This is a genomic window from Nonomuraea harbinensis (assembly GCF_019396385.1).
Lineage (GTDB): Bacteria > Actinomycetota > Actinomycetes > Streptosporangiales > Streptosporangiaceae > Nonomuraea > Nonomuraea ferruginea.
Genome location: NZ_JAHKRN010000053.1, coordinates 44,866 through 59,214, shown reverse-complemented (window position 1 = coordinate 59,214; position 14,349 = coordinate 44,866). Strand labels below are relative to the sequence as shown.

The 14,349-nt window shown below is 68.2% G+C and carries 16 protein-coding genes and 1 tRNA gene; 9 read left to right on the top strand and 8 right to left on the bottom strand.

What is annotated here, in order from left to right; translation table 11 throughout:
- Window positions 1–22: 22 nt before the first annotated feature.
- Together KME79_RS36835 and KME79_RS36830 are read right to left on the bottom strand one after the other, a co-directional pair.
- On the bottom strand, window positions 23–778 hold the full coding sequence (locus KME79_RS36835; protein ID WP_219550018.1) for an ABC transporter permease: 756 nt from the start codon (window positions 776–778) through the stop codon (window positions 23–25).
- Window positions 778–1,668, bottom strand: a complete 891-nt coding sequence (locus KME79_RS36830; RefSeq protein ID WP_219550016.1) for an ATP-binding cassette domain-containing protein — start codon at window positions 1,666–1,668, stop codon at window positions 778–780. The genes KME79_RS36835 and KME79_RS36830 overlap by 1 nt, the downstream gene beginning before the upstream one ends.
- Window positions 1,669–1,728: 60 nt before the next feature.
- Between KME79_RS36830 and KME79_RS36825 the strand changes: the two genes are divergently transcribed.
- Complete coding sequence (locus tag KME79_RS36825; RefSeq protein WP_219550014.1) at window positions 1,729–2,454, top strand: TetR/AcrR family transcriptional regulator; 726 nt, start codon at window positions 1,729–1,731, stop codon at window positions 2,452–2,454.
- 42 nt (window positions 2,455–2,496) lie between these two features.
- Here the strand turns inward: KME79_RS36825 and KME79_RS36820 are convergent, their stop codons facing one another.
- Entirely contained in the window at window positions 2,497–3,273 is a 777-nt protein-coding gene (locus tag KME79_RS36820) for a hypothetical protein (RefSeq protein WP_219550011.1), read from the bottom strand.
- A gap of 505 nt (window positions 3,274–3,778) precedes the next feature.
- Between KME79_RS36820 and KME79_RS36815 the strand changes: the two genes are divergently transcribed.
- The 3 genes from KME79_RS36815 to KME79_RS36805 all read left to right on the top strand — a co-directional run bounded on the left by KME79_RS36815 (window position 3,779) and on the right by KME79_RS36805 (window position 5,533).
- Window positions 3,779–4,360, top strand: coding sequence for a hypothetical protein (locus tag KME79_RS36815; protein WP_219550009.1), 582 nt, complete (start codon window positions 3,779–3,781; stop codon window positions 4,358–4,360).
- A gap of 70 nt (window positions 4,361–4,430) precedes the next feature.
- On the top strand, window positions 4,431–4,841 hold the full coding sequence (locus KME79_RS36810) for a hypothetical protein (protein WP_219550007.1): 411 nt from the start codon (window positions 4,431–4,433) through the stop codon (window positions 4,839–4,841).
- Window positions 4,842–4,972: 131 nt separating this feature from the next.
- Complete coding sequence (locus tag KME79_RS36805; protein ID WP_219550005.1) at window positions 4,973–5,533, top strand: dihydrofolate reductase family protein; 561 nt, start codon at window positions 4,973–4,975, stop codon at window positions 5,531–5,533.
- A gap of 238 nt (window positions 5,534–5,771) precedes the next feature.
- Here the strand turns inward: KME79_RS36805 and KME79_RS36800 are convergent, their stop codons facing one another.
- The 3 genes from KME79_RS36800 to KME79_RS36790 form a co-directional block, all read right to left on the bottom strand.
- Window positions 5,772–7,067 carry a hypothetical protein gene (locus KME79_RS36800; protein WP_219550003.1) on the bottom strand — a complete coding sequence of 432 codons (1,296 nt, stop codon included), beginning with the start codon at window positions 7,065–7,067 and terminating at the stop codon, window positions 5,772–5,774.
- 276 nt (window positions 7,068–7,343) lie between these two features.
- Window positions 7,344–7,433, bottom strand: a tRNA-Ser gene (locus KME79_RS36795).
- A gap of 166 nt (window positions 7,434–7,599) precedes the next feature.
- Window positions 7,600–8,163, bottom strand: a complete 564-nt coding sequence (locus KME79_RS36790) for a YceI family protein (protein ID WP_219550001.1) — start codon at window positions 8,161–8,163, stop codon at window positions 7,600–7,602.
- A 100-nt stretch (window positions 8,164–8,263) separates the two neighbouring features.
- Here KME79_RS36790 and KME79_RS36785 point away from each other — a divergent pair, with 100 nt between their 5' ends.
- Window positions 8,264–8,752 carry a MarR family winged helix-turn-helix transcriptional regulator gene (locus KME79_RS36785; protein ID WP_219549999.1) on the top strand — a complete coding sequence of 163 codons (489 nt, stop codon included), beginning with the start codon at window positions 8,264–8,266 and terminating at the stop codon, window positions 8,750–8,752.
- Here the strand turns inward: KME79_RS36785 and KME79_RS36780 are convergent.
- Window positions 8,715–9,218, bottom strand: a complete 504-nt coding sequence (locus tag KME79_RS36780) for a SigE family RNA polymerase sigma factor (protein ID WP_148036106.1) — start codon at window positions 9,216–9,218, stop codon at window positions 8,715–8,717. The genes KME79_RS36785 and KME79_RS36780 overlap by 38 nt on opposite strands.
- 200 nt (window positions 9,219–9,418) lie before the next feature.
- On the opposite strand from KME79_RS36780, the gene KME79_RS36775 reads away from it, so the two are divergent.
- Both KME79_RS36775 and KME79_RS36770 read left to right on the top strand, forming a co-directional pair.
- Entirely contained in the window at window positions 9,419–10,360 is a 942-nt protein-coding gene (locus tag KME79_RS36775) for a hypothetical protein (RefSeq protein WP_148036107.1), read from the top strand.
- A 5-nt stretch (window positions 10,361–10,365) separates the two neighbouring features.
- The gene (locus KME79_RS36770; RefSeq protein WP_246641036.1) at window positions 10,366–11,157 is read left to right on the top strand and encodes a MauE/DoxX family redox-associated membrane protein; all 792 of its coding nucleotides are present in this window, start codon (window positions 10,366–10,368) and stop codon (window positions 11,155–11,157) included.
- A gap of 103 nt (window positions 11,158–11,260) precedes the next feature.
- Here KME79_RS36770 and KME79_RS36765 read toward each other — a convergent pair whose 3' ends face one another.
- Window positions 11,261–12,433 carry a DUF8462 domain-containing protein gene (locus KME79_RS36765; RefSeq protein WP_443684596.1) on the bottom strand — a complete coding sequence of 391 codons (1,173 nt, stop codon included), beginning with the start codon at window positions 12,431–12,433 and terminating at the stop codon, window positions 11,261–11,263.
- A 243-nt stretch (window positions 12,434–12,676) separates the two neighbouring features.
- Between KME79_RS36765 and KME79_RS36760 the strand changes: the two genes are divergently transcribed.
- Window positions 12,677–13,147 (top strand): SigE family RNA polymerase sigma factor, encoded by a 471-nt coding sequence (locus KME79_RS36760; protein ID WP_308249187.1) that lies wholly within the window; start codon window positions 12,677–12,679, stop codon window positions 13,145–13,147.
- Window positions 13,144–14,340, top strand: a complete 1,197-nt coding sequence (locus KME79_RS36755) for a TolB-like translocation protein (RefSeq protein ID WP_219549991.1) — start codon at window positions 13,144–13,146, stop codon at window positions 14,338–14,340. The genes KME79_RS36760 and KME79_RS36755 overlap by 4 nt, the downstream gene beginning before the upstream one ends.
- The last annotated feature ends 9 nt before the right edge of the window (window positions 14,341–14,349 follow it).

Here is a 14,349-nt window from a genome sequence, read left to right as displayed (position 1 = left end):
CCGCAGGTGAGCCGGGCCCGGCTCACCTGCGCGCCGCGCGCCGGAACAGCGCCGCGGCGAGGAACGCCGCGCCGCCGCCCAGGGCGGCGAGCCAGAGACCCGACCAGAGCAGCGTTTCCGCGACGGGAGCACCGGTGGCCAGTCCGCGCAGGGACTCGGTGACGAGGGTGACGGGCTGGTGGGCCGCGAACCCCTGGAGGAAGCCCGGGAGGCTGCCGGCCGGGATGAACGCGGTCGAGAGGTACGGCAGGAAGAGCGCGACGAAGCTGAACATGCCGGCCGAGTCGACGGACCTGGCCGCCAGCCCCCACGCCGCCGCGATGAGCGTGAAGACCAGGATGTAGGCGGCGAGCAGGGCCGCGATGCCGAGCCACCCGACCGGCGAGGCCGTGGGGCGGAACCCGAGCGCCACCGCGACGAGCATGACGATGGCGGTGGACACGAGGTTGCGCAGGACACTGGCGAGGACATGCCCGAAGATCACTCCGGACGCCCGGATGGGCATGGTGCGCAGCCGTTCGACGAACCCCTTGGAGACGTCGGTGTGGACGGAGGTCGCGGTGAGTGCTGCGCCGAACCCGGCGCACAGCAGCATGACGCCCGGCGTGACGTAGTCGGCGTACGCACCGCCGACGGCGCCGCCGAGCGCGGTGCCGAAGACCGTGACGAACAGCAGCATGATGGCGACAGGCGCGATGATCGCGGTGACGAGGCTGTCGAGGTTCCGCAGCGAGTGGATGACGCTGCGCTTGGTGAAGACCAGTTCCGCGGTGCTCATCAGGGGAGTTTCCGATCGGTGGTGGTGTGTCCGGTCAGGGCCAGGAACGCGTCGTCCAGGGTGGGAGCCTGGACGGAGAACGTCCGGACGACCCGGCCCCGGTGGTGGAGGCGGTTGAGCACTTCCCTGACGCGTTCGGGGTCGCCGTCGGTGACCTCGCGGACGGTCGTCCCGTCGTCCAGGACCAGCTCGATCGATTCGCTGCCCACCTGGCGCTTGAGGTCGGCGGCGGTGCCCGAGGCGACGATGGCGCCGGCGTCGAGCACGGCGACGCGGTCGGCCAGGACGTCGGCCTCCTCCAGATACTGGGTGGTGAGGAAGACGGTCTTGCCCTGCCCGGCGAGTCGGGTGACGACGTCCCAGAGCGCGCCCCGGCTGCGGGTGTCCATGCCGGTGGTCGGCTCGTCCAGGAAGATCACCGGCGGCGAGTCGATGAGACCGGCGGCCAGGTCCAGCCGCCTCCGCATGCCGCCCGAGTAGTGGCCGACCCGACGTGACGCGGCGTCGGTCAGCCCGAACTCCGCGAGCAGCTCCCCGGCGCGCTCGCTCGCCGCGCTCCTGGTACGGCCGAGCAGCCGGCCGATCATGACCAGGTTCTCCAGGCCGGTCAGCTCCTCGTCGACGGACGCGTACTGGCCCGTCACGCTGATGAGTTCGCGTACCCGGGGCGCCTCGCGGGCGAGGTCGTGCCCGAGGACGTGGGCGGTGCCGGAGTCGGCGCGGATCAGGGTCGTGAGGATGCGGATGAGCGTGGTCTTCCCCGCCCCGTTGGGCCCCAGCAGGGCGAACACCTGACCCCGGGGGACGTCGAAGCTGACGCCGCGGAGCACGTCGCGATCCCCGTAGCGCTTGTGGATGTCGTGGACCGATATCGCATGCGGTGCTGTCATGCGTACAGCGTAATGCTTACGCAGTATAGCTGCGCAAGGGTTACGCAGTAATATGGCCGCATGGGAAGCGCGCACGACGACGTGCCGGAACTCCGCGGGGTCCCGAAGGCGGTCCTGCTGGCCTGGAACCTCGCGCCGGCCACGACCAAGGGCCCGAAACCCCGATGGACGCTCGCGCAGCTGCTCGACGCCGCCGTGAGCCTCGGCGACCGCGGCGGGATCGACGCGATCTCCATGAGCGGCCTCGCGAAAGAGCTCGGCAGCGGCACGATGTCGCTGTACCGATACGTCGAGTCGAGAGAGGACCTCGTCGTCCTCGCCGCCGACCACGCGCTCGGCACCCCACCACCGCCGGACGGCGCGACCTGGCGCGAGCGGCTCCACGCCTGGGTGCTCGACCTGCGCCGGGTCTACCAGGACCACCCCTGGCTGACGGCGGTCCCGGTCGCCACCGAACCGCTGCTGCCCTCGTACGTACGCAGACTCGAAACGGGGCTGGAATGCCTCGGCGACCTGCACCTGTCAGGCCCGCGCGCGATCACCGTGCTCACCCTGCTGTGGACCTACACGCGCGGCGACGTGGAGCAGAGCGCGCACTTCGCGGCAGCCGGGGACGGTCACACCACGCAGTTCCTCGCCGCCCGGCTCCGGGTGTTCGGCGGGGCCTCCGCGTTCGCCCGCGTGCTGGCCGTTCTGGAGGCCGACCAGCCGACGGGGGAGGACGAGTTCCTCGACGCCGTCGAGATCATCCTCAACGGCATCGAGTCGACCGATGCCCGCGGGTAGTTTTACTGGGCTGGTTTCATAGGGCCTGTCAGTTCCTGGCGTTCAGTCCTCCAGCTTGCTGGTGACCTGGCTCTTGGGCGGCTGCTTGATCGAGACCTTGGTGCCCCAGCCCGTGTAGCGGGTCTCGGTCACGACCGTCTTCTCCTCCCAGGTGGGGATGGCCGCGAGTTCGGTGGCCAGCCAGGAGGTCTTCAGCTTGCTCGGCAGGCCCCTGCGGTCCACCTGGAGGGTGTAGGTGATGACGGCCTCGGTCGACCGCGTCAGCCCCATCGTCTCGCTGAACCAGGGAGAGATGTCGCGGAGCCGCTCGAAGGTGATCGTCCCTCTGTAGGTGGAGCCGCTGCGCTTGCCGCGCTTCACCAGCTCCGCCAGCGTGGCGGGTTCGAGCGGGCTCACCACCTGGCCGAACAGGCTGCTGAGGGTCCCCACGTTGAACAGGCTGAAGGTCTTGTACCAGGTCTTGCCCTTCGGGAGGCGTTCGGCCAAGCTCCCGCCCGACAGCCAGGCGTCCTTGCCGATGATGATCGTCCGCTCGGGCTTGGTGGTGTGCCCCTCGAACAGCGGCGAGGCGAACGTCCCCCGCACGTCGGAGGCGACGATGCCCTTCTTGCCGAACTGGACGACACCCTTACGGCGTACCAGCGGGTCCTTGTTGATGCTGCCGACGAACGCGCTCGCGTCGGTGAACCGGACTCCCTTCCCGGCCTTGAGCTGCGCCTTGAGCGCGGAGACGGGATTCTTGGCGGCGGCCTCGGCCTGTGCGGGTAACGGCGCGAGGAACAGGGCCGCGCCGGCCACGAAAGTGATCACAAGTTTCATGAGTGGCCATACTGCCCGGCGATGATCACAGCCGCATGTCGTTTTATCTCGCGCTCGGGGTGTCGAGGATCGCGCCCGAATGGCTCATCGATATGGGCCCCGCTGACCCGGCGTACCTGGCGACCGCGCCACCGAGGCAGAAGATCCAGGCGGCGGAACGCCCACGTGCGGGGAGTGCCGATCAGTTCAACCCGACTCGCGCCGACATACGACCGATCTTTGGGTGTGTGTCGCGAGAGAGCAGCCGTAGGGAACTGCATCACGTGGCGAATCAGGTGCTGCTCCCGATGCCGATTCTCGTTGTTCCCGAGCGAACGAGATCAACTGCCTCGAAGAAACGCGGCTGGTACGGCGAGTCGTCCGCGCGGTGTGCTCCCGAGAACTGAGAGGGCGGTTCGAAAGTTGATGACCGCGAGGTCGTAGTGTGACCAGCCGCCAGTGACCGGGGCAGTCCGCCTCAGCCAACCGCTGCATCGACAGACGAACCGCCCTCTAAGGTGTTCTGATGATCTCCGTGATCACCAAGCCGCCGGGTTGGATCTTCCTGATCGGACTGCTGGCCCCGTGCCTGCTCGTGCTCTACTGGGCCAGCGTGCCGTTCTGGTATGGCATCGAGATGTTTCTGATCGGGCTCTTCATCTTGGGCCCGCTGGTTCTGGTCTACATCCGCCGCCTCACCACGGCCTCGTTCGAAGGTCAGGTCAGCGGTCGCCCATGGCGTTGGCTGGTAGCCCCGTTGATTGTCTGGGCCACGATACTGGCGCTCGTCACGAACGCGCCTTTCCATCTGAGGTTCGCGGTCTCTCTTCCCGAGATGGAGGAGTATGCGGCGACGGTGAAGGAGCAGTCGGTCGACGCACCCTGCGAGTGGGTCGGTCTGTATCGGGTGTGCTACTCGTCCCCCCACTACGTCGAGTCGGAAGCGGTCCCCGGTTCGGCCTACCTCAGCACCGAAGAATGGGTCATCGACAGTAACACCGGCTTCCTGATGGTGCCTCATGGAAAACCGGAGGCGGAGACCATCGATGACAAGTACCGCCACATCAGCGGTCGCTGGTTCGGCCATCATGGATGGGACAACTGGTGAGCCTGATGGCTAGGCCGAGCGATCAATGGGACGTCAACCCGCGAACTGCCCTCTGAAAGAGGACCCCAGCATGCCCCTGTCTGTAAAAATCGCGCGGAACCTGATCTGGTTCCAGGCGACAATCACCCTGCTCGGCATTGTCCTGCTCATCATGGGCCTGGTCTTAGAACCCAGTGAATCCCTGGAAGGACTGTCCTATGCCCCCTTCTACCTTCCACCACTCGCCGCCGCTTGGTTGGCGAACCAGTGGCACACCCGTCGCCCGTGGGTCCGTCACGCCACCATCGCAGTTCAGCTCGCCATCCCCTTGCTCGACTTCATCGACTTCCTGATTTCAGACACCCTCGGGTGGGTCCTCACCGCACCCTGGTCCGCGCTCATCGTGACTCTCCTCCTGCTTCCTCCGGCGAGAACGTGGTTCGCCCCGGCACAGCAAAGCCCACGCACCCCGTCGCAGCCGGCACCGCCCGCCGCCACCTGACATTCCGTGGCACCGATGAATTCCGGGCGGCAACGTCGTCTACAGCATCAGCGACAGGCCACGGACGCCGCGCCCCCGCGAGCGTTGCGGCCCGTGGGTCTTAGACGACCCGAGACCACGGAGTTCTGAACATGCGGAAGCTGATAGCGACAGTGTTCAACTACTCCCTCGACGGCTTCCTCGCCGACGAGGGCACCCAGTTTTTCGAGTTCTGCTTCGACCTGCCCGAGAACCGCGAGCCCGACGACCCGGCGCACCTGGACTTTCTCCAGAGCGCCCACGCGCATCTCATGGGCCGCACCGCGTACGAAGGCATGGCCAGGGCCATGACGACCACCGACCACCCGTTCGCCGACATTCTGAACGCCGGGCGCAAGGTCGTCTTCTCCCGGACCATGAAGACGGCCGACTGGGCCAACACCACCGTCATCGCCGGTGACACGGCAGAAGAGATCGACAAGCTCAGGCTGGGCGGTGACGGCCACATCGTGGTCTGGGGCGGCGTCAGCCTCTGGCAGTCGCTCATGCGGCTCGACCTGATCGACGAACTCCGGCTGAGCATGTTCCCCTACGTCGCGGGTGAGGGCACCCGGCTGTTCGACGGTGTCCCGAAGTCCTACCAGCTCGACCTGGTCTCCAGCACCGCCTCCAGCAACGGGATCGTCTATCTGCAGTACGGGCGACACCGCTGACTCAGCGACCGGACATGCACGACGAACGGAAGTCACGCGAGCGCCGCTACCTGTCCGAGGAGTCCACGACCCAACTCAAACGAAACCAGTGACACCGGCGACAGGTAGACACCGAGACTCAACTTCAAAGCCACCACTCCATGGGGGATTGCCCACGTTTGGCCCCGAGATCTCCGCAGGTCACCACACACGCCCTGACCTGCAGAATCTCTGCCTGATCAGCAATCCGGTCACTCACCTACTGGTCATAGTAGGCGGCCGGCTTAATGGCGACGGGGCGGTTCGTCTCGTCTGTGGCGATGACGACGACCGCCGGCGGTTGGCTCTCGGGGTCGGCGTCCGCGGGCACCGAGGCCAGGACACCGAACTCGCGCGATGGTTTCTTGTTGATCTCACCGGACACGGCGAGCTTCTCGATCTCGGAACCGCCCACGTCGAGCTTCTCGGTCGCGGGACCGCCCGCGGCGACGAGGTGCCATCGCTTGTTCCTCGCGTGGATCCACACTGCCGCGACGTTGCCGTACGCATCGACGCCTGAACCGCTGTCCACCGGCGCGAGGGTGAACCCATCAGATTCCAGGATGACCGCCGCCGCTTGGCGGTCGCGGCTCCGGCCAATGCCCCAGATCTCGTCGATACAGGTGAAGAGGCGGACGGTGGAGACCGCTTTGATGTTCCCTGTCCAGAGCTTGCGGCAGATGAAGCCTTGGCGTCGATCGAAGGCAAGGTCGCGGATGTCGCGCCAGGAATCGTCCGCGCCCAAGTCCTCTACCCCTTCGAGGAAGATCTGATCGGTGTGGTCGAAGTCCTCCTCGACCGACCGACTTTTGGTCTGCGGGGCAGGTATGACGGTCACCGTCTGCGCACCCCTGTGCAACTTGAGTACGTCACCCTGGACACGATCCCCGTCCACGAGCCTGTTGGGGTCGGGCTCCTCCAACCACCACTCATTGATGAGACCGTTGTTCATCGGCAGCTGTTTCCACTCGGGCTGTTTCGCGTCCAGTCGTGCCTTCTCCACGGATGTGACGCAGGGCGGCAGTAAATAGTCAGAGAACGAGACTTTGATGAGGCCGGCAGGCCGATCATCTTTGTCGGCCGCCCTGACGACGACCCTTCCGGGGTCGGACTCCCTCTCCGGGCTACTTGTGGTGAAGGTGAGGAGTCGGTACCCGTCCATGTCCAGCGCGAGAACGGTCCGTTCGGGGAACTCGTTGTCCTCTTCTCCGGCGTAGAGGAGTCGCAACCTTACGGCCTCCAAGTCCGGCAGGGCTTTCAGGATGGCGGCGCGCGCCCGCTTCAGAAGGTCCTGGTCGCCGGTCCTGTTGCCCCGGGTGGGCCACTTATGGAGGGGGTCCAACTGGAGTCGCCCCATGTAGTCCCGTTTCCACTGCCCTTCGCCGCAATCGACGATCTTGGTATCGAAGCCCAGGGCTGTCTCGTCCCCTCCGCCCACCACCAGCAGCCCGGCAACCAGGACAGTCAGGGCCGCGCCGATGGCAATGAGCTTCGCACGAGAGATCTTCCGCAGCATGGCGTCATCGTAGGAGCGCCTGATATTGATTCGCTTACCTCGCACTCTTGCCCAGAGGTCAGAGGCCAGGGTCCGACTCGTCATCGGCTGGACGGTGACCGTGCTGCCGGTGCGCGAGAGAAAGTCGAGGCCCGCCGGCGGTAGAACTCCACCCGGTGCACAGTCCGCCCCGTACGCCCCTTGGACGGCTTCGTCCTGCAACCCGAACGGCAACCGTTGGACATCCGAAGATCAAAAAGGCCCTTCCCGAACGATACGGGAAGGGCCTTCGAAGAGCGGAGGATCGGGGATTTGAACCCCGGATGGGCGGTAAACCCAAACCGCATTAGCAGTGCGGCGCCATAGACCTGACTAGGCGAATCCTCCTCGGGAGCCGTGTGGCCAGAGTTAGAGTACCGGCCTTCGGCCCAGGCAGCAAAGCGGTAACCCGTCCACCGTGGGAGCGAGTCATCCACAGCCTGTGGGTAACGGGCTGTGGAAAAGAGCCCGCCCCTGGTCGAGGGCGGACTCAAGCCTGTGGATAACCCAGGACTCAGGCGGCCGGGTTGGCCTCGCCCTCGATCTCGATCTTGACCTTCTTGCCGACCAGGACGCCGCCGGTCTCCAGGGCCTGGTTCCAGGTCAGGCCGAACTCCTCGCGGTCCACCTCGGTGCTGATCGAGAAGCCCCATACCGGCTGGCCCCACGGGTTGGTGCCGACGCCGCCGTACTCGACGTCGAGCTCGACTTCCTTGGTGACGTCGCGGATCGTGAGGTCGCCGACGACCTTGAACTCGTCGCCGCCGTCGGCGACGACGCGCTTGCTCCGGAAGGTGATCTCGGGGAACTTCTCGACGGAGAGGAAGTCGTCGCTGCGCAGGTGGCCGTCGCGGTCGCCGACGCCCGTGCCGATGCTCTCGGTCTTGATCGTGAGCTCGGCGGTCGACTGCAGGAGGTCCTCGGCGATCGTGATGCTGCCGGAGAACTCGGAGAAGTTGCCGCGGACCTTGCTGACCATCATGTGCTTGACGACGAAGCCGATGGTGGTGTGGGCGACGTCGAGAGCGTACGTGCCCGCGACGGGGATGGTCAGGCCGTTCCAGGTGCGAGTGGTCATGGGAAGAAGTCCTTCAGGAGTGTGCTTGTTGTGCGGACAGTTGCGACAACAAACATCTACACGAGGAATATTCCCTCCGTCAACTAACGTCGTCTACAGTATGGGTGTGACCAACATGAACGACCCTCGGCTGACAGCCATCGGGCTGCTGACGGAGGTTTACGCAGGGCTGACGGCCAGATTGCAGCCGGTGTTCAACGCCGCGGGCCTGTCGGAGATCGACTTCGAGACGCTGATCAGGCTCGGCCGCTCGCCCCGGCAGGCGCTGCGCATGACCGACCTGGCGGCGCAGACCGGCCTGTCCACGAGCGGGGTGACCCGCGTGGTCGATCGTTTGGAACGTGACGGCCTGGTCATCCGCGAGGCGTGCGCCACCGACCGCCGCGCCTCGTACGCCACGCTCACCCCGGCCGGCCGGGAGAAGCTGGAGGAGGTGCTTCCCCAGCACCTGGCCGACGTCGACGAGCTCCTCACGGGCTTGCTCAGCGGGGAGGAGCTGGATGGGTTCCTGGCCGCGCTCCGCAAGATCCGGAGCGTCGTGCGGCCCTGCGCTACGGCGGGGGCTGTAGAGGTGACAGCTCAGTCCTGAGCTTGGCCATCGCCCGCGACACGGTGCTCTTCACCGTGCCCACGCTGATGCCGAGCCTCCTGGCGATCTCCGGTTCGGTCATGTCCTCGTAGTACCGCAGCACGACCGCCGCCCGCATGCGCGCGGGCAGCCCCTGCAACGCCTGCTCCAGCCGCTCGTGCACCTCGCCGCCGGCACTGTCCGTGACGATGACCGTCTCGGGCAGCTCGTCCGACGGGTACTCCTCCAGCTTCCGGCGCCGCCACTGCGAGATGTTGATGTTGACCATGGCCCGCCGCACGTACCCGTCGAGCGCGGCCCTGTCCTGGATGCGGTCCCAGGCCAGATAGGTCTTGGTGAGCGCATTCTGCAGCAGATCCTCGGCGTCCAGCGGGTGCCCGGTGAGCTGGTTCGCGGCACGCAGCAGCGCCGGACCGCGCGCTCGTACGTACTCGCGGAACTCTTCTTCCACCCTGGCCGTCTGCATCGTGGCCAGAATCGCAGCCCAGAGCCCTGATCAGGCTGACCCGCAATCCAGGATTCGGCCCGCCGACGACAAAGGTCCGTCAAGGTCGGTGGCAGATTGTTCGACGCCGGATGTCATCTCCTTCACTGGGGGATGCGTATTTTGCTCTTGTCTGCGGCGTACGGCGCGACCTCTCTTCCGGCCGTGTGACCCTAGAACGCATGGCGTATCCGAGCGTTGACCGCAGGCGGGTGCTGGCCGCCGCGGTGCTGGGCCGCGAGCCGGGAGTTCCGGGCCCGGGCCCGGAGGGGGAGCCGCTACGCGCGGTCACCGGGCAGATCCGCGACGTCAGCCCGCACCTCATCCTCGTCGAGACCCCCGAGGGCGGGAGCGAGCGGCTGGTCATCGCGCCGTGGGCCAAGGCCTGGCACGGCGCCGACGTCACGCCCGCCGACCTGCCCGTCGGGGCGAGGGTCGTCATGCGTACGCGCGAGGGCCGCGTGGTCGAGCGCATCTGGGCCGACACGATCCGCATCACCGGCACGATCATGTCCGTCGAAGGCCGCAAGGACGTCACGGTGGAGCTCGACTGCGGGCCGCACCGGGGCCGCCGGACCATTCTCATCCCGTACCGCGCGACCGGCAGGCTGCGGGTGCGCCATCCCCAGTTCGAGCCGGGCTACCTGTTCGACGCGATCGGCATCAGGAAGGACGGCACGGCGCTGGCCATGCTGCCCGCCACCTCCCAGCCCGCCTACCCTGCGCGGTCGGTGCCGGCGCCGCCGCCCGCCTACGGCGGCATGACCTCCCGCATCTCCGGCACCGTCACCTGGGCCGACGCCTTCGACGAGGACGAGCGGGGCGCGGCCTACCCCATGGTGGAGCGCTCCGACGCGGGCTGCCCGGACGCCGGGGTGTCCTGCGCCGGGCTGCCCTACCTCGCGATCGGCTCGCTGCTGCAGGTGCACAATGTGTGCGACGGCCGCTCGGTGAACGTGCCGATCGTCGCGTGCGGCTGCCTGGCCGGGCGCTTCTGCGACCGCTGCGTCGAGTGCGACACCTCGCCGCGCGGGCGGATCGCCGAGCTGTCGCCCCTCTCGTACGTCGAACTCGGCGGCGACCTGGTCAAAGGGTGTTTCAACGCACAGATCGGATTGGGGTGAGGTACATGCTGGCATCGCAGCTGCCGGTCCTGATCGTCCTGCTGTGCCTCGGCACGGCGGCGAAGGTGGCCGTCATACGGTCCGGCAGGGAGCCGAACGCGCTGGCCAGGCTCGGCCCCGCCGTGCTGGTGCCCGGCCGCTTCCGGGCCCCGGCGCTGCTGGCGTGCGGGGCGGCGGAGCTGGTGCTGGCCGCCGGGCTGCTGCTCACCACGCACCCGATCTTCCGTTTCGCGACGGTCGCGTTCTTCGCCATGTCCACGTACGTGCTCCTGGAGCTGCGCAGGCGCCGGCCCGACGCGGGCTGCGGGTGCTTCGGCGAGGTCAGCTCGGCTCCGGTCGGGGTACGGTCGATCGCCAGGACCATGGCGTTGACCGGCATGGCCGTGGTGACGGTGTGGGCGCCGGTGCCCGGCTGGATGGCGTTCGCCCAGCCGTCGTGGGAGTTCACGCTGGCCGGGCTGCTGGTGCTGGCCGTGCTCTCGCCCGAGATCGACGAGCTGATCGAGCGGGCCCGCCACCGGGCGCCGTGTGAGCAGCGCCGCGGGCCCGCCGAGGGGGTCATGCTGGCGCGGCTGCGGTCGAGCGGCACGTGGCGGGCCCACCGGGCGGAGCTGACCACGGCCGAGCCCTACGACAGCTGGCGCGAGCTGTGCTGGCGGTTCTTCGCGTTCAAGAACCACCAGCAGGACGACGTGGTGTTCGCCGTCTTCATGGCCGGCCGCCGACCGGCCGTCAGGGTGGCGGTGGTCGAGGCGGACAGCGAGTCTCTGCCCTCGTATACGCCAGTATCGGCCTGACGCTAGAGAGGGCTAGATTTCCCTCGACGGGCATGACGATTTAACTCTATTGGGCTATCTAGCTTCCCCTCTAGACAACCCAATAGAGGCCTAGGGGTGCCGTCTAGATCGGTTGGGCACGCAGGAACCTCCCGAAATGCGGCACGGTGAACGCGATCAGCCCGCGCTCGGCGCTGTAGATCAGACCCTTCTTGATCAGGCTGTCGCGGGCGGGGGACAGGCTCGACGGCTTGCGGCCCAGGGACTCCGCCACGTCGGCGGTCGCCACCGGCTCGTCGCCGATCTCGGCCATGGCCCGCATGTAGTCGCGCTCGGCCGGGGTCGCGCGTTCGTAGCGGCTGCCGAAGAAGCCCACGGCCAGCTCCTCCTCGGCCTCCGGCGCCGACACCCGGACGTCGTCGAGCGTGATCGGGCTGCGCGGCGCGAGATCCCAGGCGACCTTGCCGTAGGCCTGCACGAAGTAGGGGTAACCGTCGGCCGCGTCGTAGAGGGCGTCGAGCGCCTCCTGGGTGAACTCGACGTCTTCCTCGCGCGCGGGCAGCATGAGCGCCAGGTCGGCGGCCTCGCGGTCGAGCTTGTCGATGCGGGCGTAGCGGAAGAGCCGCTCGGAGTAGCTCTTGCTGGCCGACAGCACGCTCGGCAGGTGCGGCAGCCCGGCGCCGACCACGATCAGCGGGCCGCCGGTCTGCGACAGCTCGTGGCAGGCGGCGCACAGGGCCGAGATGTCGGCGGACTGGACGTCCTGCATCTCGTCGATGAACAGCGCGATGCCCACGCCCAGGTCGGTCGCGACGCCCGCGGCGTCGACGAACAGCTCGGTGAGGTCGATCTCCAGGTCGCCGGAGTCGGCGCGGCCACGCGTGGCCGGCACGTCGATGCCGGGCGACCAGTGGGAGGTGCCCTTGGCGGCGGACGGGTCGCGCATCGCGAACGCCTTCAGCACGCCGAGGAACTCCTCGATGCGCTCCGGCGCGCGGTGGCGCGGCGCCAGCTCGCGGATCGCCATGTGGAGGGCGGCGGCGACGGGCCTGCGGATCGACTGGTCGGGCCTGGCCTCGATCTTGCCGGTGCCCCACAGCCGCTGGATGGCCATCGAGCGGAACGTGTTGAGCAGCACGGTCTTGCCGACGCCGCGCAGGCCGGTGATGACCATGCTGCGCTCGGGCCGCCCGCGGGCCACCCGCTCCAGCACGACCTCGAACTGCTGCAGCTCACGGTCGCGCCCGGCGAGCTCCGGCGGACGCTGCCCGGCTCCGGGGGCGTAAGGATTGCGCACGGGGTCCACGCTCTCCGACTTTATTGCGCCATATAGCGGGCGTCTTAGATTCGGGAAGAAAGTGTGATGGCGTGTCCGAGCAGGGGGCATCGCGAGCACCGTCACCGGACACACCCCCTCTCACCAGGCCGAACCTCTGTTCGATTCGCGCTGGTACGACTGTAGCGCGGACTCGAACAGGTGCGCGATGATTTCAGGTAAAGATCTTCGCAACAGCTCCGCGCCCCCGTGCGTCATGGAAGTGTGGAGTTCGAGGATTTCGTCCGTGCCCGCGGGCCGGCCCTGCTGCGCTACGGGTATGTGCTCACGGGCAACCCCGACGACGCCGCCGACCTCGTACAGGAAGCGCTGCTCAAGCTGGGCGACTCCTGGCGGCGGGTGCGCAACAAGGACAACCCCGAGGCGTACGTGCGCATCACCATGGCCAGGCAGCACGTGAGCTGGTGGCGCGGGCGGCGGCGCGAGCGGATCACGGACGACGTCCCCGAGGGCTCGTACACCGACGCCCACTCCACCGGCGAGTTGTGGAGGGAGCTGGCCACGCTGCCGGGCAGGCAGCGTGTCGTGCTGGTGCTGCGCTACTACGAGGACCTGTCGGACCAGGAGATCGCCGACATCCTCGGCATCTCACGCGGAACGGTTCGGAGCCTGGCCTTCCGTGCGCTCAACACGCTCCGGGTACGGCCGGCCGTCTTCGAGGGGAGGCATTCGTGAGGACCGAGGAAGAGCTGGTCAGGGCCCTGCGTGAAGGCGCGGCGGGCGCGCCCGACACGGATCTGCTGGCAGGCGTCGCCCGGCTCCGCCGAAGGCGCACCATGCGCCGGGTCCAGGTGCTCGCCGCGGCGGCGGTGATCGCGGTGGCGGGTACGGGCACGGCGGTGGTCAGGGGCCTTGGCCCGGGAGAAGCAGAGGGTTCCCGGCCGGCGGCCACCGCGATGGTCACCGTGGCCCCCGTCGCGGCGACGGTGACGGAGCTGTGGCCGCAGGCGCTGTTCACGATGCCGGCGACCAACGCCGACGGCCGGCGCTACCGCCCGGTCACCGCGCTCAGCGCCACTCAGGTGCTGCTCGCCGCCGAGTCCTCGTTCGAGAAGGCCGGCACGTTCGAGATCTACGACACCGGGACCGGGACGGCCAGGGTGGTCACCCGGGTGCCGGCAGGCAGGGGCCGGAAGAGGTACTTCCCCCAGTCCGTGACCGTGGGCCCCGCCGACATCGCCTGGTCCGGATCCGGCGAACGGGCTGACGGCACCCCCGTACGCGAGATCTGGACCGCCCCCCTGGCCGGCGGCGCGGCGAGGCTCCTCGCCACCCGCACCGGCGAGGACGCCGACCTCGACGGGATCTCCATCGGCGGCGGCCACGTGGTCTGGTCCGAGACCGACGGCGGCGTGTGGCGTGTCCCGCTCGCGGGCGGCGACCCGGAGCGGGTCCCCGGCGGCGACGACCTCCACCTGATCGCGTGGCCCTGGGCCGCCGACGTCGCCAAGGGCCCCGAGGGCTTCGAGCACAACCAGACCCGGCTGGTGAACCTCGCCGACGGCACGACCCGGACCACGGCCGCGCCGCCGGGCGTGACCGGCTGGAGGTGCGGCCCCGTCTGGTGCCACGGCCAGAGGGACGACGGCCTGCTGATCCAGCGCGCCGACGGCACCGGCACGCCGCGGTCGCGTCAGGTCCGCGGCGTCAGGATGCACGCCTATCCCGCGCTGGAGCGCTTCCTCGTCGACAGCGACGTGTACGACCTCGCCACGGACAAGCTGGGCCGCCTCGACGAGCCGACCGACTGGTACGGCACCGGCACCTCGTCCGAGCCCAGCACGATCCTCTACTGGGGAGCGACCAAGGGGGACAAGCCGGACGAGTTCCGGGTGCTCAACTTGGCAGCCGTCCCACCTGCCCAATAGCGTTCGGCC

What these genes read in the sequence shown, in the direction of transcription:
- KME79_RS36775 (WP_148036107.1), top strand. Translation starts at nt 9,419, where the DNA reads ATGGCGTATCCGAGCGTTGACCGCAGGCGGGTGCTGGCCGCCGCGGTG.
- KME79_RS36780 (WP_148036106.1), bottom strand. Translation starts at nt 9,218, where the DNA reads ATGCAGACGGCCAGGGTGGAAGAAGAGTTCCGCGAGTACGTACGAGCG.
- KME79_RS36820 (WP_219550011.1), bottom strand. Translation starts at nt 3,273, where the DNA reads ATGAAACTTGTGATCACTTTCGTGGCCGGCGCGGCCCTGTTCCTCGCG.
- KME79_RS36770 (WP_246641036.1), top strand. Translation starts at nt 10,366, where the DNA reads ATGCTGGCATCGCAGCTGCCGGTCCTGATCGTCCTGCTGTGCCTCGGC.
- KME79_RS36825 (WP_219550014.1), top strand. Translation starts at nt 1,729, where the DNA reads ATGGGAAGCGCGCACGACGACGTGCCGGAACTCCGCGGGGTCCCGAAG.
- KME79_RS36835 (WP_219550018.1), bottom strand. Translation starts at nt 778, where the DNA reads ATGAGCACCGCGGAACTGGTCTTCACCAAGCGCAGCGTCATCCACTCG.
- KME79_RS36805 (WP_219550005.1), top strand. Translation starts at nt 4,973, where the DNA reads ATGCGGAAGCTGATAGCGACAGTGTTCAACTACTCCCTCGACGGCTTC.
- KME79_RS36810 (WP_219550007.1), top strand. Translation starts at nt 4,431, where the DNA reads ATGCCCCTGTCTGTAAAAATCGCGCGGAACCTGATCTGGTTCCAGGCG.
- KME79_RS36790 (WP_219550001.1), bottom strand. Translation starts at nt 8,163, where the DNA reads ATGACCACTCGCACCTGGAACGGCCTGACCATCCCCGTCGCGGGCACG.
- KME79_RS36815 (WP_219550009.1), top strand. Translation starts at nt 3,779, where the DNA reads ATGATCTCCGTGATCACCAAGCCGCCGGGTTGGATCTTCCTGATCGGA.
- KME79_RS36785 (WP_219549999.1), top strand. Translation starts at nt 8,264, where the DNA reads ATGGGTGTGACCAACATGAACGACCCTCGGCTGACAGCCATCGGGCTG.
- KME79_RS36800 (WP_219550003.1), bottom strand. Translation starts at nt 7,067, where the DNA reads ATGCTGCGGAAGATCTCTCGTGCGAAGCTCATTGCCATCGGCGCGGCC.
- KME79_RS36830 (WP_219550016.1), bottom strand. Translation starts at nt 1,668, where the DNA reads ATGACAGCACCGCATGCGATATCGGTCCACGACATCCACAAGCGCTAC.